The 18494-nt window shown below is 61.3% G+C and carries 19 protein-coding genes; 12 read left to right on the top strand and 7 right to left on the bottom strand.

All coding sequences use genetic code 11. From position 1 onward, the window contains the following. Positions 1-216, top strand: a 216-nt coding sequence (locus tag H147_RS0118405; protein WP_019953907.1) for an ATP-binding protein, incomplete at its 5' end; no start/stop codon positions are given. Between the two features lie 67 nt (positions 217-283). On the opposite strand, the gene H147_RS0118400 is transcribed toward H147_RS0118405, so the two are convergent. The 3 genes from H147_RS0118400 to gloB all read right to left on the bottom strand — a co-directional run bounded on the left by H147_RS0118400 (position 284) and on the right by gloB (position 4099). Further along, entirely contained in the window at positions 284-772 is a 489-nt protein-coding gene (locus H147_RS0118400; RefSeq protein WP_019956863.1) for a GNAT family N-acetyltransferase, read from the bottom strand. A 52-nt stretch (positions 773-824) separates the two neighbouring features. Further along, on the bottom strand, positions 825-3143 hold the full coding sequence (gene clpA, locus H147_RS0118395) for an ATP-dependent Clp protease ATP-binding subunit ClpA (protein WP_026352687.1): 2319 nt from the start codon (positions 3141-3143) through the stop codon (positions 825-827). Between the two features lie 179 nt (positions 3144-3322). Further along, positions 3323-4099, bottom strand: coding sequence for a hydroxyacylglutathione hydrolase (gene gloB / locus H147_RS0118390; protein WP_019956861.1), 777 nt, complete (start codon positions 4097-4099; stop codon positions 3323-3325). A 61-nt stretch (positions 4100-4160) separates the two neighbouring features. Between gloB and H147_RS0118385 the strand changes: the two genes are divergently transcribed. Beyond that, positions 4161-4925 carry a class I SAM-dependent methyltransferase gene (locus H147_RS0118385; protein WP_019956860.1) on the top strand — a complete coding sequence of 255 codons (765 nt, stop codon included), beginning with the start codon at positions 4161-4163 and terminating at the stop codon, positions 4923-4925. Here the strand turns inward: H147_RS0118385 and H147_RS0118380 are convergent. After that, on the bottom strand, positions 4922-5404 hold the full coding sequence (locus H147_RS0118380) for a CAP domain-containing protein (protein ID WP_019956859.1): 483 nt from the start codon (positions 5402-5404) through the stop codon (positions 4922-4924). The genes H147_RS0118385 and H147_RS0118380 overlap by 4 nt on opposite strands. 83 nt (positions 5405-5487) lie before the next feature. Between H147_RS0118380 and H147_RS0118375 the strand changes: the two genes are divergently transcribed. The 3 genes from H147_RS0118375 to H147_RS0118365 are packed head-to-tail and all read left to right on the top strand — an operon-like array spanning position 5488 to position 8996. After that, entirely contained in the window at positions 5488-6936 is a 1449-nt protein-coding gene (locus tag H147_RS0118375) for a tetratricopeptide repeat protein (protein WP_162561712.1), read from the top strand. Positions 6937-6988: 52 nt separating this feature from the next. Then, positions 6989-8089: a THUMP domain-containing class I SAM-dependent RNA methyltransferase gene (locus H147_RS0118370; RefSeq protein ID WP_019956857.1), complete on the top strand. Its 1101-nt coding sequence runs from the start codon at positions 6989-6991 to the stop codon at positions 8087-8089. A gap of 10 nt (positions 8090-8099) precedes the next feature. Further along, entirely contained in the window at positions 8100-8996 is an 897-nt protein-coding gene (locus H147_RS0118365; RefSeq protein ID WP_019956856.1) for a dihydrodipicolinate synthase family protein, read from the top strand. Here H147_RS0118365 and H147_RS0118360 read toward each other — a convergent pair. Continuing rightward, on the bottom strand, positions 8993-10033 hold the full coding sequence (locus tag H147_RS0118360) for a LacI family DNA-binding transcriptional regulator (RefSeq protein ID WP_245541185.1): 1041 nt from the start codon (positions 10031-10033) through the stop codon (positions 8993-8995). The two genes, H147_RS0118365 and H147_RS0118360, sit on opposite strands and share 4 nt — an antisense overlap. A gap of 205 nt (positions 10034-10238) precedes the next feature. On the opposite strand from H147_RS0118360, the gene H147_RS0118355 reads away from it, so the two are divergent. From H147_RS0118355 to H147_RS0118325, 7 genes are all read left to right on the top strand, one after another. Then, positions 10239-11561 (top strand): ABC transporter substrate-binding protein, encoded by a 1323-nt coding sequence (locus H147_RS0118355; protein ID WP_019956854.1) that lies wholly within the window; start codon positions 10239-10241, stop codon positions 11559-11561. 122 nt (positions 11562-11683) lie between these two features. Next, a complete protein-coding gene (locus H147_RS0118350; protein WP_019956853.1) occupies positions 11684-12631 on the top strand; it encodes a carbohydrate ABC transporter permease in 948 nt (315 codons plus the stop codon). Next, positions 12628-13566, top strand: a complete 939-nt coding sequence (locus H147_RS0118345; protein WP_019956852.1) for a carbohydrate ABC transporter permease — start codon at positions 12628-12630, stop codon at positions 13564-13566. Before H147_RS0118350 ends, H147_RS0118345 begins: the two co-directional genes overlap by 4 nt. Further along, complete coding sequence (locus tag H147_RS0118340; RefSeq protein ID WP_019956851.1) at positions 13566-13751, top strand: hypothetical protein; 186 nt, start codon at positions 13566-13568, stop codon at positions 13749-13751. The genes H147_RS0118345 and H147_RS0118340 overlap by 1 nt, the downstream gene beginning before the upstream one ends. 2 nt (positions 13752-13753) lie before the next feature. Then, complete coding sequence (locus H147_RS0118335) at positions 13754-14851, top strand: ABC transporter ATP-binding protein (RefSeq protein ID WP_019956850.1); 1098 nt, start codon at positions 13754-13756, stop codon at positions 14849-14851. Next, positions 14844-15839, top strand: a complete 996-nt coding sequence (locus H147_RS0118330; protein WP_019956849.1) for an ABC transporter ATP-binding protein — start codon at positions 14844-14846, stop codon at positions 15837-15839. The genes H147_RS0118335 and H147_RS0118330 overlap by 8 nt, the downstream gene beginning before the upstream one ends. Before the next feature lie 12 nt (positions 15840-15851). Next, positions 15852-17501 carry a dihydroxyacetone kinase subunit DhaK gene (locus H147_RS0118325; RefSeq protein ID WP_019956848.1) on the top strand — a complete coding sequence of 550 codons (1650 nt, stop codon included), beginning with the start codon at positions 15852-15854 and terminating at the stop codon, positions 17499-17501. Here H147_RS0118325 and H147_RS0118320 read toward each other — a convergent pair. Next, positions 17485-18144 carry a hypothetical protein gene (locus H147_RS0118320; RefSeq protein ID WP_019956847.1) on the bottom strand — a complete coding sequence of 220 codons (660 nt, stop codon included), beginning with the start codon at positions 18142-18144 and terminating at the stop codon, positions 17485-17487. The two genes, H147_RS0118325 and H147_RS0118320, sit on opposite strands and share 17 nt — an antisense overlap. Positions 18145-18260: 116 nt before the next feature. Continuing rightward, the coding region (locus H147_RS20110) for an integrase core domain-containing protein (RefSeq protein ID WP_019956846.1) at positions 18261-18494 on the bottom strand (234 nt) is incomplete at its 5' end.

The following is an 18494-nucleotide window of genomic DNA, read 5'->3' as shown; positions in this document are numbered from 1 at the left end:
CTGTATGAACGCACCAGCGTCATCATCACCACCAACCTGAGCTTCAGCGAATGGGCCAGCGTCTTTGGCGATGCCAAAATGACCACGGCACTGCTCGACCGTCTCACCCATCGCTGCCACATCCTCGAAACCGGCAATGACAGCTACCGCTTCAAGGCCAGCTCCGAAACAGCCAAGAAAAAGCGAAAGGAGACACCACCATTGACGCCATCATAATACGCAGATCATAACGACTGGGTGGGTCAGATCTCGATGAAAATGCCGGGTCAGTTCTCAGTGACAATCAACACGACAATACCTTGATCAGGCGGGTCAACGTCTGCCCGCGTGCGTTCGTCCCCGTGACGCCGGCATGACGAAACCCCTCGCGCTCCCAGAACCGACGGGCGGGTGAGTTGATGTCCAGAACGGCCAGATAAAGGTGGGTGTGCCCGGCTTTTCGGGCGATATCCTCCACAAACGCATATAGGACCTTCCCGCGCCCGCGATTGCGTTCCTCCGGACACAGCATGAGAAATCCCAGATAGGCGTCGTCCGCCGACGGGAACCCAAAGGACAATTCCGCCAAACCGGATAGACGCCCATTCAGAAAAAGCCCGATGCGACGGGACAGCGCCGGATCGCAGCCAGGCGGGCAGTCGGTAAAGAAATCCCGCGCCTTCTGCATCAAAGGCGCGCGACCGTCCGCCATCAGCCAATAATCGGGGGCACGGCGATAAAAATCATCGACCAGACCAAGATGATCGTCGGAATTCAAATCACGGATTTGCATCGGGGTGCGTGCCGCCCCGCCATAGAGTGTATGGCGGGGCTTGCCAAAGCGTTCATTCAGCCGTCAGCAGCGGTGGTTTGTTGCTGCCGGTAATGCGGCCTTGTTGTGGTGCTTCGAATGTCAGCTCAAGTTCGCCGTTCTTGACGCCGACCTTCACGATACCGCCCTTGACCAGCTTACCGAACAACAATTCTTCGGCCAAAGGCTTCTTGATGTGTTCCTGGATCACGCGCCCCAGCGGCCGCGCACCCATTTTCGCATCATACCCTTTATCGGCAAGCCATTCAGTCGCTGCCTGTGTCAGTTCAATATGCACGTTGCGGTCGATCAGCTGTGCTTCAAGTTGCAGCACGAACTTTTCGACCACCTGCATGATCACCTCTTTCGGCAGCGCACCAAAGCTGATGATCGCATCCAGACGGTTGCGGAATTCAGGCGTGAATGTCCGTTCGATGGCGGCGGTGTCTTCGCCTGTCCGTTCCTCGCGGCCGAAACCAAGCGCGTTCTTGGACATTTCCGCAGCACCCGCGTTCGACGTCATGATCAGGATCACGTTGCGGAAATCCGTGGTTCGGCCGTTGTGGTCGGTCAGCTTGCCGTGGTCCATGACCTGAAGCAGGATATTGTAGACATCCGGATGCGCCTTTTCCATTTCGTCCAGCAACAGCACGCAATGCGGATTCTGGTCGACACCGTCGGTCAGCATCCCGCCCTGATCAAACCCGACATAGCCCGGCGGCGCGCCGATCAACCGCGACACCGCGTGCTTTTCCATGTATTCGGACATGTCAAAGCGCAGCAGTTCCACACCCAGCGTATCTGCCAATTGCTTGGCGACTTCGGTTTTACCCACGCCGGTGGGACCGGCGAAGAGATAGTTACCGATCGGCTTTTCAGGCTCGCGTAGACCGGCGCGCGCAAGCTTGATCGCTGACGACAAAGCCTCGATCGCCTGATCCTGGCCGAAGACCACCCGCTTCAGCGTCTTTTCCAGATCCTTCAGCACTTCTGCATCGTCCTTGGACACGTTTTTGGGCGGGATGCGGGCGATTTTTGCCACGACAGCCTCAATCTCCTTGGTGCCGATGGTCTTGCGACGCTTGCTTTCGGCGACAAGATGCTGGGCGGCACCTGCCTCGTCGATGACGTCAATCGCCTTGTCCGGCAGCTTGCGGTCATTGATATAGCGCGCGGACAGTTCGACGGCGGTCTTGATCGCCTCTGCCGTGTACTTGATATTGTGATGCTCTTCAAAATAAGGCTTCAGGCCTTGCAGGATCTTGATCGAATCCGGCACGGACGGTTCGTTCACGTCGATTTTCTGGAAACGGCGCGACAGCGCGCGGTCCTTTTCGAAATGCTGGCGGAATTCCTTGTAGGTGGTGGACCCCATGCAGCGCAGCTTGCCGCCCTGCAACGCCGGTTTCAGCAGGTTGGACGCATCCATCGCGCCGCCTGATGTCGCACCGGCCCCGATCACCGTGTGGATTTCGTCGATGAACAGCACGGCATCCTTGTGATTTTCCATTTCGGTCATCACGGCCTTCAGCCGTTCCTCGAAATCACCGCGGTACCGTGTGCCGGCCAGCAGCGCGCCCATGTCGAGAGAATAGATCGTCGCACCGGCCAAAACCTCTGGCACCTCGTGGTTCACGATCTTGTACGCCAAGCCTTCGGCGATGGCGGTTTTGCCTACGCCCGGATCACCGACCAGCAGCGGGTTGTTCTTGCGACGGCGGCAGAGGACCTGGATACAACGTTCAACCTCGTGCGCGCGGCCGATCAGGGGATCGACATCGCCCTTTTTCGATTTGGCGTTCAGATCGACGCAATATTTCGCCAGCGCGCTTTCCTTTTCAGGTTCGGCGCCAGTGGTTTGTTCTGTTTCCTCAGCCGCACCCGTCACAGGGCGGGTTTCGCCAAAGGCGGGGTCTTTCGCCACGCCATGTGCGATGAAATTGACCGCATCGTAGCGGGTCATGTCCTGTTCCTGCAGGAAATAGGCGGCGTTGCTTTCGCGTTCGGCAAAGATCGCGACCAGCACATTGGCACCCGTCACTTCTGACCGGCCGGAGGATTGCACATGGATCGCCGCGCGCTGGATCACGCGCTGGAATGCGGCCGTCGGCACAGCTTCGGACCCTTCGACATCGGTGACGAGCGTGGACAAATCGTCGTCGATGAAATCTTCCAGATCCTTGCGCAGGTCGTCCAGATCGACCGAACAGGCGCGCATGACGCGCGCGGCATCCGGTTCATCGATCAGGGCCAGCAGCAGGTGTTCCAGCGTGGCCAGTTCATGCTTGCGTTCGTTGGCCAGTGCCAAGGCACCGTGAATCGACTGCTCGAGTGTTGTTGAAAATGATGGCACGTCTGTGCTCCTTCACATCGGGGTCGGCCAGCATTGCGTGCTAAACCCACCTTGGCCTCTAACTCTTAAAGTTTGGTTTTCTTTCCCAACCTTCAAGGACTATTTTGGTTTTGGCCTTCACAATTGATGTGAAGGTCGCAACAGCGCCAGGTTTTCGTCACACCCCAGCCTGTTCGTGGTTAAAATTTGTCCTTGCTTGCGCGGATATGCGCAAACACCTCTGCGTCGGGCTGGTCCTTCATGCCCAGATGCGCCTTGAGGCCCGCATCGTCAGCACGCAGAAACGGGTTGGTGCGCCGTTCTTCGTCAAGTTCGGATGGCACTGTGGGCCGACCTGCCGCACGCGCCGTTTCAATCGCCCTGATACGCAAAGTAAGGTCTGCATTGTCGGGGTCAAGGGAGGCCGCGAACCGGGCGTTGGATTCCGTGTATTCGTGACCCGAACAAATTCTCGTCTGCGCGGGCAAGGCGCGCAATTTCAGCAGGCTTTGCCACATCTGCGCCGGTGTCCCCTCGAACAGCCGCCCGCACCCCAACGCCATCAGGCTGTCGCCGGTAAACACCAGCGCCGCATCGGGCATGTAAAAGGCGATATGTCCGACCGTATGCCCGGACACGTCGATCACCTGGGCGGATTGGCCGCAGATTTGCAGCATGTCGCCTTCCGAAACCGCCAGATCCAGCGGTGGAAGGCGGTGGGCGTCAGCCTTGGCACCGATGACCCGTGCATCGCCGCGCAGGCTGGCCAGTCCGCCGACATGGTCATCGTGATGATGCGTCAAAAGAATATCGGTCAGCGTCCAGCCGCGCTGCGCAAGCACCGCCTTGATCGAAGATGCCTCTGACGCGTCGATCAGGGCTGTTTCGCCGGTGGCCGGATTGTGGACCAGAAAGGCATAATTGTCGCGCAGGCAGGCCACCGTGACCAGTTCGACGGGGGATGCGGTGTTTGTCATGGCAAACTGTCCTTTCCTTGATATGGTTTGCAAAGTGTCGTCCAAGGAGGTCTGAACCGCAATGCACCTTGATGTGCTGGACCTGCGGAGTTTCTATTATCGCAGCGCGCTGGGACGTGCGGCCCAGCAGGTGATCCGCGATGAATTGACCATGCTTTGGCCAGAAGCGAAAGGGCAGGTCGTGGCCGGTTTCGGTTTCGCCGTGCCGTTGCTGCGCCCCTATCTGAAAGACGCGCGGCGCGTGATCGGGTTGATGCCCGGTCCGCAAGGCGTGATGCCATGGCCACCCGAGGGCCGCAATGTCAGCGTCCTGTGCGAAGATTCGCTCTGGCCCATCGAGACGGGCCATATCGACAAGCTGGTCGTCATGCACGGGCTGGAAACATCCGAGAACCCGTCTGCCCTGCTGGACGAGATGTGGCGCGTCTTGGGTCCGGGCGGGCGCGCCGTGGTCGTGGTGCCGAACCGCGCCGGTCTTTGGTCGCGGACGGATGCGACGCCGTTCGGCTTTGGCCGCCCCTATTCGCTGACGCAGTTGGACGCGCAGTTGCGCAAGCATCGGTTCGTCACGGAACGCACGCTGTCCACCCTGTTCCAGCCACCGTCCCGCAACAGATTCTGGCGCAAATCGGCGGGCATGTTCGAACGGGTCGGTCACAAGATCCCGGTGATCGCGGCGGGGGGTGTGTTGATGGTCGAGGTCAGCAAACAATCCGCCGCACCGACACGGCCAGGCCTGAAAGAAGCCGTGCGCCGCCCGCTGAAAGCGCTGGAAGGCATCGCGAAACCCGTGCCAAAGCCCGAGTCGGCGCGGGAAATGGGTTAGCCGGGCGTCGCGAGCACAAGGACCCAGTGGAGGTCGCCGCCAGAGCCTGCTTTGCCAAGGCCGAAGTCTTGATAATTTGGATCGATATTGTTGCGGTGGTGACCGGGTGAATTCGTCCATCCCCTCATCACAGCAGCCTCGCTCTGGTGGCCTTGGGCGATATTCTCACCGACGCGGCTCCATGTATAACCCTGCGCGGTCACCCGGTCACCGACTTCAGAAGCGTCGCTGCCAGTATGGCTAAAAAAGTCATTGCGCAGCATATCGTTCGCATGGACCTGTGCTGCAAGTGCGAGGCGGTTGTTAAAGTTCAGCGGGTCAGCGTCGTTCGCCGCGCGCACATCGTTCAAAAGCGGCCCAAGCGTGTTGTTCGCCACGAGGCTGACACTTGGCGCGGGCACCACATCCACCCCCGTTCCGCCGGACCCCATGCACCCTGCCAGCAACCCCAGTGCAAGGATGGAAATGTGAATGCGCATCGCAGGTTTTTCCCGTATTCGTCGGCCGACGACAATTGCTACACCGCAGAACCGGGTGATGGGAAGCCCGCAAATGGGTCACGGTGAAAACCCGCGTTACCTTGCCGGGCGGTTTCGCTATGGTCGGCATCAACCTGACGGTGGGCAAGAGTGTGGGCAAATACAACAGCATCAGCGGATGGACCATCGCATTTTCCGTTGCGGCGATGTCAGCGATCGCACAGGCCGACCCGCGACAGACCCAGCAGGACGCCGAACAGGCGCTGGATGCGGGCGACCCCGCAACAGCAGCAGGCGTAGCGCAGGACTTGCTGACCGCAGCACCGGACAGTTTCGCCGGATTGATGCTGCGCGCCCTCGCGCAGTCCAATCTGAATGACATGGCAGGTGCCGCCGCGACGGGCCGCCTTGCCTATCGCGCGGCCCCCGACGACGCAACGCGGTTGCAGGCCGCCCGCCTGACCGCTGCGGCGCATTTCCAGCAAGGGCAATTCGCGCGGGCCGAAATCTGGCTGCGGCGCGCGTCCAACCATGCGCGCACGCCGGACGAGGCCGATACCGTCGCCCGCGACTACAGAAGCGCAGCGCAAGCCAATCCGCTGTCGATTCAAACAACCGCCTCAATCGCCCCATCGAGCAATATAAACAACGGGTCAGTGGATGGAATCCTGAGCTTCGAAGGGATCGATCTGCAGCTGCAACTGCCCGAGGATCAGCGCGCGCTGTCCGGCATTACCTATGCGGGCAGCGTCCGTCTCGGATACCGGCTGTCCCGGGACGAGCGGCAGGCCACGACGGCGGGGCTGCTTTTGTCGGGGGCGACCTACAGCCTGTCGCGCGATGCGCGCGCCTTGCTCGACGCATCGCCCATTGCACGGGTGCAAGGGCTGACCGGCCATGATTTCCGGTCCTTTCGCGCCGAGGCGGGCCTGACGCACACGCGCGGCGACCTCAGCCCCTTGGGGCCGGTCAGCGCGACGCTCGATTTCGGCGGCTATTGGGAAGGCGGGGTGCATCTGGTGAATTACCGCGCCCTGACGCTGCAACAGGGCATCCCCTATGGCCCTGACGGTCGGTTCACGCTGACCGGATCGACGCAACGGCAGGATGCGGTCAGTGCCACGGTCGTCGATGCGGTGACCCATGATGTGTCCGCCGCCTATAACCTGCGCCTTGCCAATCGCGACCAGATGCAACTGACGCTGGCCGCGCGGCACAGGGATGGCGGGTTCGAAAATATCTATGACGAATACCGCGCGTGGGTCGGATATGCTTTTGAGCGACCCATACTGGGGACGCGCCTGTCGACAGGGGTAGAGATCGGGTATCGCCACTATGACACCTTCCCCACAACGCTGGACGGGCGGCGCGACCGTTTCGCCAGTGTGACGGGGACGGCAGTGCTGGACCGTTTCACCACTTTCGGCTTTGCGCCCACACTGACGACCAAGGCGACACGCACGCTGTCCACCGCCAATGAATACACCACTTCCGTCGTCGAAATCGGCATCGGCATCCAGTCGACCTTCTAGACGCTGCCGCTTGCCCATTTGCAAGCCCAAGGCAAACCCCTATGCAGGCGGCATGACACAAACATTCGAGATCTTTCTGACCGCAACCCCCGGATTCGAGGCCGCCCTTCTGGCCGAGGCGCAGGCGGCGGGCTTTGCCGGTGAGCTGACCCAAGGCGGTGTGACCATGACAGGCGGCTGGCCCGATGTCTGGCGCGCCAATCTGGTGCTGCGCGGGGCGACGCGCGTGCTGGTGCGGATCGGCAGCTTCATGGCGTTCCATCTGGCACAGCTGGACAAGCGCGCGCATAAATTCCCCTGGGCCGAGGTGCTGCGCCCCGATGTGCCGGTCAGGGTCGAGGTCACGACCAACCGCAAGTCCAAGATATACCACGCGGGGGCCGCCTCGCAGCGCGTTGAAACTGCATTGAAAGAGAACGGCTATCACATCAGCGCCGAGGCGGAACTGGTCCTGAAACTGCGGATCGACGACAACCGCGTGACGATCAGCGTCGATACTTCGGGCGAAAGCCTGCACAAGCGCGGCCATAAACAAGGGGTCGGCAAGGCCCCCATGCGCGAGACGCTGGCCTCGCTATTCCTGCGGGAATGCGGCTATGACGGCACCGAACCCGTGCTGGACCCGATGTGCGGGTCAGGCACCTTCGTGATTGAAGCGGCTGAAATCGCAGCGGGGCTCTATCCGGGCCGCAGCCGCAGCTTTGCATTCGAAAAACTGGCAAGTTTCGATTCCGCCGCATGGGACGCGATGCGCCAGCACAGCCCGACACCGACCGACCTGCGTTTTTACGGCAGCGACCGCGATGCGGGTGCGATCCGTATGAGCCGCGAAAACGCCGACCGCGCGGGTGTGGCGGGCCTGACCACATTCGACACGCTGCCCGTCGATGCGCTGACGCGCCCCGACGGCCCGCCAGGTCTGGTGATCTGCAACCCGCCTTATGGCGACCGGATCGGTAATCCGAAACTGCTGTTCGGGCTTTATGCGGCACTTGGGCAGGTGCTGAAGGCGCAGTTCCAAGGTTGGCGCGTGGGCATCGTGACCAGTGATGCAGCCCTTGCAAATGCCACCGCACTGCCGTTCAAACCCAAAGGCGCGCCCGTCCCGCATGGCGGGCTGAAGGTCTGGCTGTTCCAGACCGGAAAACTGTAAGGATCACACCATGACCCTGTTCGCTGGCTTGTCCGCCTTTCCGATCACTCCCGCGACGCCCGACGGGCAGATCATTGCGGATGACCTTGCGCGCTTGTTGCTGCGGCTGAAGGCGGCGCAGGTTGATTCCGTGGGTCTTTTGGGCAGCACCGGCACCTATGCCTACCTGGACCGCAGCGCGCGGCGGGACGCAGTCACTATCGCCGCTGAAACGCTGGCGGGCGATGTGCCCCTGATCGTCAGCGTGGGTGCCCTGCGCACCGATGCCGCCGTGGCGCTGGCGCAGGATGCGGCCAAGGCGGGTGCGGATGGTCTGCTGATGGCGCCCGTCTCCTATACGCCGCTGACACAGGAGGAAGCCTATCAGCATTATCTGGCGGTCGCGGGGGCGACGGACCTGCCGCTGAGCATCTACAACAACCCGAGCACGACACATTTCAATTTCTCGACTGACCTGCTGGTGCGGCTGGCCGCCATCCCGACGATCACCGCCGTCAAGATGCCGTTTCCCGCGCAAGGGACGGTCGCTGATGATTTCGCGGCGGTGAAAGCCCACCTGCCCGCCGATTTTGCCATCGGCTACAGCGGCGACTGGGGCTGTGCGGATGCGCTGCTGGCCGGCGCGCAGACGTGGTACAGCGTCGTTGGTGGCATCCTGCCGGAACCGGCCTTGCGGCTGACGCAGGCCGCAATTGCGCAAGACGCCGCGCTGACGGCGGAACGGAACGCCGCATTCGCACCGCTCTGGGCCTTGTTTCGCGCGCATGGCGGGGTGCGCGTCGTCTATGCCATCGCGCATCTGCTGGGTCTGACGACCGCCCAGCCGCCGCGCCCGATCCTGCCGATGCCGGACATTGCGCAGGCCGATCTGCGCCATGCTTTGACGGTCCTTGGCGTCACTGTCTAGATATTCGTCCGCAGCAGGATCTCGATCCTGATCTGTTCTTGCGACCCCAGCGTCTTGCGGCGATCCACGATACCTTTCAGTCGGCGGATCGCACTGCGCACCAGATGGCCCGCGTCCTGTGCGATGACACCGTCAAGGGTCCGGTCACGCAATGCCTGTTCGGTAAAGGGCGTGCGTTCGTGCGCGATCCTGATGATATCGCGCGGAACGTCCATTTCAGCGACGATCGACAGGGGTTTTCGCGCTTCGGATGCCATCACGTAAATGCCCACGATATCGGCATGGGCGTTCAGGCTGGCGCCGATGATGGCGCGGGCGCGGTCCGGGTTTCCATAGGTTTCCAACGACGGCAGCGCATGCAATCCGGGGAAGTTCTCGCAAATCTCCTGATCAAAGCCAAGTCGACGTTCCAGACTGTCACGCGATTGCATGCTTTCCGCGATCACCATGACAGTGCCGCGCCGTCCACCTGCAAATTGCCCCAGCAAGAGCCCGGCCGTGGCGCCGGCGGCCCGGTTGTCGATACCGACCCAATCTGCGTCCATCATCGTCTGGTTCGAAATCAGCGGCAGAGCGGCGACGCCACGTTCCTGCAAGCGCATGATCGCATCGCGCACCTGCGGCGATTCCGGAGACATGATGGCAACGCCTGCGACATCGGATTTCGACAGCGAGGACAGATAGGCAGAAATGCTGTGCGGATCGTTTTCGTCGATATGATGCACGTCACACCACACGTGATCTGCGGAAAACAATGTCTCCGCCTCTTGGATGCGGCGCACGATCTGGTCAAGGAACTGGTCACCTGACCGGGGCAAGGCAAACACGAACCGATAGCTTTGCGACCGCGCCAGATTCGCGGCCTGCAGATTACGGACGAATCCCAGCTCTGCGATGGCCTTGTTGACGCGGTCCACAGTTTCCTGGCGCACACCGATCCGCCCGTTCAGAACACGGTCAACGGTCGCGCGACTGACCCCCGCGGATTTCGCAAGGTCCTTGGTCGTCGGCCGCAACATCGTCTTTTGGTCCGTCATACGATTCATTTCTGCCAACTTATCAGTGATTTGCGTGCCTGTAACCCAGACAAACAGGCCGATCTCACACACCGGCATAGCAGGTCTTGACGCACGTGTCTCAGAAAACGCTTGTTATGATGCACGTGCCTCATTAACACTGACGGAGGGGCAGGTGCAGCGAGGAGGCTGACCCGGTCACATTTCCCGAGGAGGAGGACACGGAATGAAACGCGGCTTTATGACGACAACAGCGGCAAGCGCCCTGGCAGCGGCCAGCCTGGCATCCGCAGCAAATGCAGAAGAATTGACGCTGTGCTGGGCGGCGTGGGACCCGGCCAATGCCCTGGTCGAACTGAGCAAGGATTTCGAGGAACAATCGGGCCACACGATGCGGTTCGAATTCGTGCCGTGGACCAGCTTTGCCGATCGCATGCTGAACGAACTGAATTCCGGCGGGCAGTTGTGCGATCTGATGATCGGTGACAGCCAGTGGATCGGCGGCGGCGCCGAGAACGGGCATTATGTCAAGCTGAACGACTTTTTCGACGCCAACGGCATTAGCATGGATGATTTCATTCCCGCGACGGTGACAGGCTATTCCGAATGGCCCAAGAACACGCCGAATTACTGGGCCCTGCCAGCCTTTGGTGATGTCGTCGGCTGGACCTACCGCAAGGATTGGTTCGAACGGCCCGAATTGCAGGCCGAATTCATGGAAACCTACGGCCGCGCGCTTGACGTGCCTGCCACGCTGGAAGAGCTCAAGGATATCGCGCAATTCTTTCAGGGCCGCGACATTGACGGCACCACCGTCTATGGCGCTGCAATCTATACCGAGCGCGGGTCCGAAGGGATCACGATGGGTGTCACCAACGCGCTCTATAACTACGGTTTTCTTTATGAGAACCCCGACCAGCCATACGACCTCGAAGGCTTCGTGAATTCCGCAGGCGCGGTTGCCGGCCTCGAATTCTACAAGGAACTTTACGACACAGCGACGGCTCCCGGCTCTTCGAATTGGTATATGGGCGAAAATATCGACGCTTTCCGGTCCGGACAGGTCGCAATGCAGATGAACTTTGCTTTCATCTGGCCGGGTGTCGAGGCGGATGAAAACGTGGGCGGTGGCCGGTCCGGCTATTTCCCGAACCCCGCTGGCCCTGCCGGACAATTCGCACAGCTGGGTGGTCAGGGGATTTCGGTCGTCGCCTATTCGGATAAACAGGATGCGGCGCTGGAATACATCCAATGGTTCGCACAACCCCAAGTGCAGGCCCAATGGTGGGAACTGGGCGGATATTCCGCGCTGCGCGCCGTGGTCGAAGACCCCGGTTTCGCCACCAGCCAGCCGTATGCGCAGACATTCCTGGACAGCATGGCGATCGTCAAAGATTTCTGGGCCGAACCCGCCTATGCGGACCTTTTGCTGGCGATGCAGAACCGCGTGCACAACTACGTGGTTGCCGGCCAAGGCACCGCACAAGAGGCGCTTGACGGGCTGGTCGCCGACTGGACCGAAATCTTCGAGGATGAAGGCAAGATCTAGAATCCTGCCAGCCCGACATCGCAAGCCCCCAGCGGTGCAGGTTTCATCGCCCCAGCCGGGTTCATACCGGCTGGGGTTGATATCCGACACGCTCTGCCGACCGCGCCCGAAGGACGAACAAGATGACCTATTCCCCGATCGACCGGGCCGCCACCAAGACGCCCCAGGGGGTCGCCCGCCGCATCCGCGGCCTGTCCGACCGCACGATCGCCTGGATATTCGTTTCTCCCACGATCTTTCTGCTGCTGGCGGTCAATATCTTTCCGCTGATCTGGACGATCCGGCTCAGCTTTACCGACTACCGTGTCAACCGGCCCAACAACGAAGTGTCATGGGTCGGCCTGCAAAACTATCAGCGCATCCTGTCGGACCCAGATATCTGGAACACGATGCAGGCGACGGCGCATTTCCTGATCTGGACGATCATCCTGCAAGTCCTCATCGGGTTCACGCTGGCCTATCTGATCAACATGAAATTCAAGGGCAATGACCTGTGGACCACGATCATCGTATTCCCGATGATGCTGTCGCCCGCCGTGGTCGGCAATTTCTGGACCTTTCTGTATCAGCCGCAGATCGGGCTGTTCAATTACGTGGTGGCTTTTTTCACCGGCGCGGACCCTGCCAGTTTCTCGATGATCGGCGATGTGAATCTGGCACCCTGGGCCATCGTGATCGTGGACACGTGGATGTGGACGCCGTTTGTGATGCTGATCTGTCTGGCGGGCCTGCGGTCGATCCCTGACAGTATCTATGAGGCCGCCGAATGCGACCGCGCCAGCAAATGGCGGCAGTTCTGGACGATCACCGTGCCGATGGCGCTGCCGTTCCTGATGCTGGCGGTGCTGTTTCGCGGGATCGAGAATTTCAAGATGTTCGATCTTGTCGTGCAACTGACCGGCGGCGGGCCGGGCAACACGACGACGCTGACCTCTATCGACCTCAAGCGCGAGGCGTTCGAGCGCTGGCGCACCGGCTATTCATCGGCCTATGCCGTGATCCTTTTCGTGACCGTCTTCGGCCTTGCGTCGATCTATGTCAAAGCCCTGAACAAGGTCAAACAAAGATGAGTTTTTCCGTCACCGAACCGCGCCGCGGCACCAAGTGGTTGGCCGGCATCCTTGTCGTCGGTTATGCGATCATCACGATGGTCCCGCTCTTGTGGATCATCGCGACGGGGTTCAAGTCACCCACGGATTCCATCGCCTATCCGCCTGTCGTCGTGTTCGACCCGACGCTGGAAGGCTACGTCAACCTGTTCACCGACCGCACCCGCGCCACCCCACAGATGTTGGAAGAGGCGGGCCCGCCCGAAACATGGTACGATGCAATCGCGCAGGAACGCGGTACGGTCATCACCGGCCCGTCGCGCTATGGCGAACGGTTCCTGAACTCGGTCATCATCGGTTTCGGGTCAACGGCCTTGTGCATGATCCTTGGCACCGCCGCCGCCTATGCGTTCAGCCGGTTCCGTGTGCCGCTCAAGGATGATCTGCTGTTCTTCATCCTGTCCACGCGGATGATGCCGCCCATCGCCGTGGCGATCCCGATTTTCCTGATGTTCCGCAACCTTGGTCTTAGCGATACACATCTGGGGATGATCCTGCTTTATACGGCCGTGAACCTGTCGCTGTCGGTTTGGCTGCTCAAAGGGTTCATCGACGAAATCCCCGTCGAATACGAAGAGGCGGCGCTGATCGACGGCTACACGCGGTTTCAGGCGTTTTACAAGGTCGTGCTGCCGCAGGCGGCGACGGGCATCGCCTCGACCGCGATCTTCTGTCTGATCTTCGCGTGGAACGAATATGCCTTTGCCGTGCTGCTGACATCAGGCAATGCGCAGACCGCGCCGCCCTTTATTCCCACGATCATCGGCACCAGCGGCAAGGACTGGCCCGCCGTCGCCGCAGGGGCCACGATCTTCCTGATCCCTGTCATGGTTTTCACGATCCTGTTGCGCAAACACCTGCTGCGCGGGATCACATTCGGGGCGGTGCGCAAATGATGGGGTTCGTCAACGGTCTGCTGCGGCTGAGGCGCGGTCCTTGGGAAATGCTGGCGACGGTGCTGATCGGGCTGGGGGTTGTCATGCTGATGCAGCCTTTCGTGCTGGTGCTTTATACCTATTCCTTTGTCGTCACCCTTGTCGGCACGGTGATGTTCATCATCGTCAGCCATTTCCCGGAGTAATCATGGCCCAGATCAGGATCGAAAATCTGCGCAAGGATTTCGGGGCGTTCAATGCCGTCAAATCCTCGACCTTCACCGTGGAGGATGGCGAATTCTTCATGCTGCTGGGCCCGTCCGGCTGCGGCAAGACCACGACCCTGCGCATGATGGCGGGACTGGAACTGCCGACATCGGGCGAGATTTACATCGACGGGCAGGAGGTCGGCCAAAAACCCGCCAGCCAGCGCGACATCGCGTTTGTTTTCCAGATGTTCGCGCTTTACCCGCATATGAACGTGCGCAAGAACATCAGCTATCCGCTGGTCAGCCAAGGCATGCCGCGCGCGCAGGTCACGGCGAAAGTGCATGAGATCGCCGATATCCTTGGCATCAGCGATATCCTCGATCATCCCGTTAGCGGTCTGTCCGGCGGCGACCGGCAGCGCGTGGCACTGGCCCGCGCCATCGTGCGCGAACCCAAGGCGTTTTTGATGGATGAACCGCTTGGCGCGCTGGATGCCGAATTCCGCGAACATATGTCCGAGGAATTGCGCGCCCTGCACGACCGGATGGGGGCGACGACCGTCTACGTCACCCATGACCAGCTGGAGGCCATGCAAATGGGCGACAAGATCGTCGTCATGAACCACGGCGTCGTCGAGCAATTCGGTGTGCCGCAGGATATCTACGACTGGCCCGCGACGAAATTCGTGGCGCAGTTCATCGGATCACCGCCGATGAATTTTCTCGATTTCCACGGCAGCATCGGCGCAGGCGCGGATCATGTGGCGCTGGACGGGATCGCGATGCAGGTCCCGCAAAGCCGCATCGGCGCATCCGGCGCGCTGACCTTTGGCGTGCGCCCCGAACATATCCGGCTTGATGACAGCGCGCCTTATCGCGGGCGGGTGGTGGCGACCGAATACCTCGGAACAACGCAAATCGTGACTTTCGACACGCCGAACGGAATAGTGAAAGCACGCGTCGCAAGCGCCGATCCCGTCGCGGTCGGCACGACCACCGGGCTGGCTTTCGATCCGCGCACCGTCACGATCTTTGATGCGGGCAGCGGGCAGGCCCTGCGGTCAGCTGCGAACGAAGGAGTGCTGGCGCATGGCTGAGGTCACCTTGCAAGGCATCTCGAAATCCTTTGGCGCGACCACGGCGCTGGATGACGTGACGATGACCATCCCCGACGGGTCTTTCGTCGTGCTGCTGGGGCCAACGGGTGCTGGCAAGACGACGACCCTGCGCATGGTGTCGGGGCTGGACAAGCCCGATCGTGGCCGGATCACCATCGGCGGGCGCGACGTCACAGGGCTGACGCCAGCCCAGCGCGATGTGGCGATGGTGTTCCAGCAATATTCGCTTTATCCGCATCTGACGGTGCGGCAAAATCTGGAATTTCCGCTGAAATCCCCGATCCTGCGCACCCCGCAGGCCGAGATCGACCGCAAGGTCGGCGAAGTGGCCGAGATTTTGCAGATCAGCCACAAGCTCGACAACAAGGCGACGGCCCTGTCAGGCGGCGAGATGCAGCGCGTGTCCATCGGGCGGGCCTTGGTGCGTGATCCGGCGGTCTATCTGATGGACGAGCCACTCAGCTCGCTGGATGCGAAACTGCGCTCGGACCTGCGCATCGAGCTGAAGGGCATTCAGGCCAATTCCGGCGCGACACTGCTTTACGTCACCCACGACCAGATCGAGGCGATGACGATGGCCACCCATGTCGGCGTGCTGGATCGCGGGCGGCTGGTGCAGTTCGGCACCCCGCGCGAGATTTATCAGAACCCCGTCAGCATCTATGCCGCCAGCCGTCTAGGCCAGCCGCGCATCAACATCCTGCCCGCCGACCTGTTTGGCAGCGCACCACCCGGTGCCACGCATATCGGGTTGCGGCCCGAACAAATCGCCCAAGGGGAAGGGCAGGAATCCGTTGTGCAGCGGGTTGAACGGCTTGGCGATCAGACACGTCTGCATCTGACGTTCAAAGCGCATGATCTGATCACCGTGACCGATGCCCATACCGCGCTCAAGGCGGGCGATATCGTCAGGATCAGTCCTAGGGAACCATTCTACTTCGCCGCCGATGGCGCGCGCGTTGCTTGAGGAGAAAGCACCATGAAACAATTCATCAACGCCAAGGCAACCATGGTTACGGACGCCATCGACGGCACCATCGCCGCCTCGGGCGGGCTGCTGACGCGGCTTGACGGCTATCCGCATATCCGCGTCGTGGTGCGGGCGGACTGGGACAAATCCAAGGTCGCGCTTGTCACGGGCGGCGGGTCGGGTCACGAGCCTGCCCATGCCGGTTTCGTCGGACGCGGGATGCTGACGGCAGCGGTCTGCGGCGATGTGTTCGCCTCGCCTTCGGTCGATGCTGTGCTGGCGGGGATACTGGCGGTCACCGGGCCTGCGGGCTGCCTGCTGATCGTCAAGAACTATACCGGCGACCGGCTGAATTTCGGGCTTGCGGCGGAACGCGCGCGGTCTTTCGGACACAAGGTCAGCATGGTGATCGTCGATGACGACGTGGCCCTGCCTGATCTGCCACAGGCACGCGGGCTGGCGGGCACTCTGTTTGTCCACAAGATCGCGGGTGCCATGGCCGAGGCTGGGGCAAATCTGGAAGCCTGCACGCTGGCTGCCGAACGCGTCATCAAGCGCAGCCGCAGCATTGGCATGTCGCTCGACACCTGCACCGTGCCGGGGTCCTTGAAAGAGGATCGCATCCCGCATGGCATGGCCGAGCTTGGCCTTGGCATCCATGGCGAGGCAGGGGTGGAACAAGTCGCGGCCAGCGGCGCGCGCGATGCGATGGCGAAAGTCGTCGAAAAGCTTGCTGCGACGATGCCTGCCACACCGCATGTGGCGCTGCTCAACAACCTTGGCGGGTCATCGGTCCTCGAGATGGCGATCCTTGCCAATGACCTTCTGTCGTCGGATATCGGATCTCGGCTGCGTTTCGTGATCGGGCCGGATGCGATGATGACCGCGCTGGACATGCACGGGTTTTCCGTCTCGGTCATGGAACTTGACAACGGTGATGCGGAACTTCTGTCGCAGCCTGTCGCGGTGCCGGGCTGGCCGGGGTGCAAACCTGTCGGCGCGACACGGGTCCTGCCGCTGCCGGACGGGCTTACGCCGATCCGCGCGCCTGCGTCTTCTCATGGCGCGACACAGGCCTTCCTGACGCGATGCTGCGACATCCTGATCGCGGCAGAGGCCGACCTGAACGCGCTGGACGCGAAATCCGGCGACGGCGACACCGGATCGACCCTTGCCACCGCTGCGCGTGCGCTCATCGGCGCGATGGACCGCCTGCCCCTTGCCGACCACACGCAGCTTTACCGCGCGATCGGGCTGGAACTGAGCCAGACGATGGGTGGATCGTCGGGCGTGCTGCTGGCAATCTTCTTTGCCGCGGCGGGGGATGCGTCGTCATCGGGCCTGCCGATGCGCGAGGCCTTGCAGATCGGGCTGGACCGGATGCGCCAGATCGGGGGGGCCAATCTGGGCGACCGCACGATGGTCGATGCGCTGCTGCCTGCGCTCGAGGCATTGCCATCGGGCCTGCCTGCCGCGGCGCGTGCCGCACGCAAAGGTGCCGATTACACCGCCACCCTGACCCGCGCCAAGGCGGGGCGCGCGACCTATATCAACCCTGAACAGCTGGAAGGTCATGTCGATCCCGGTGCCGAAGCCGTCGCCCGCCTGTTCGAACATCTGGGGTCCCACGCGGCAGACACCATCAACCAAGGCGGATAAGAGGCAGCCCCATCATCGCCTGCACAAAAAGGGCCAGCGTCACAGCGCTGTATCCGATGGCGCCGATACGGACAGAGCGAACGGCCTGCGCATCACCACGCGGGTCCAGCCAAAGCGCCAGCACGGGCAGGACCTGCATGATGTGGAGCGATGCGAAATGCGCAGGTCGGAGATCCCCCACCACACCTGACCAACCTGTGAACAGGATGGTCGGCGCCCCCGCGGGATGGATACCGACATGGCGTTCCGCAATGAAACTCATGTAACCCGCCACGATCATCGTCAGTACAAAACAGAGCAGGAAACCAAGCCAGATGGCTTCGCGGAGGGCAGGGCGCAGGTCGGCATCGCTGTCACGTTTGACGATCCAGCCGATGACCGCGATACAGACCACAAGCGCCACCGCCCCCGCTGCCATGACGGTTGTGTACATCATTTCTGTGAAGGGCGTGGCAAAGTTGAAATGCGATCCCTCCGCGCGACCAGCCTGATACATGATATAGGCCATTTCGGCGAGAAACGCCGCCGCCATGACCCACGTGACGATCAGCATGACCTTTCCTTGCCGCACCGGGCCGGACAGGCGTTGCTCGACAAGGGCGATCGTTGCAAACAGCACGACAAAGCTGAGCGCAAACTTCAAGGGTTTCAGCCAAGCCTCAGCGCCTTCGACCGTCCTTGCATCGACGAAGCTCCATAAGACGCAGAGCGTCGAAAGGATGAGGTGCTCCCCATTCCCTGGACAGGATCTGACGCTTTTTAAGCTCTGATTTGCTCCTGCTGATCGGGTTGCGTTGCTTCGATTTGCAGTGAGTAGACCACTGCTGGTGGTCGGCCGCCAAGGGCTTTGTGCGGGCGGCGGTGATTGTAGAACTCCATCCAATTGCGGACACCGGCGCGTGCCTGCGATCCGGTGTCCCAGGCGTGCAGATAGACGCACTCGTATTTCAAAGTGCGCCACAGACGTTCGATGAAGATGTTGTCCAAATAGCG

Source organism: Yoonia vestfoldensis DSM 16212, assembly GCF_000382265.1.
GTDB lineage: Bacteria > Pseudomonadota > Alphaproteobacteria > Rhodobacterales > Rhodobacteraceae > Yoonia > Yoonia vestfoldensis.
Note: the sequence above shows the minus strand (reverse complement) of the source record. Positions and strands in the feature narration are given on the sequence as shown.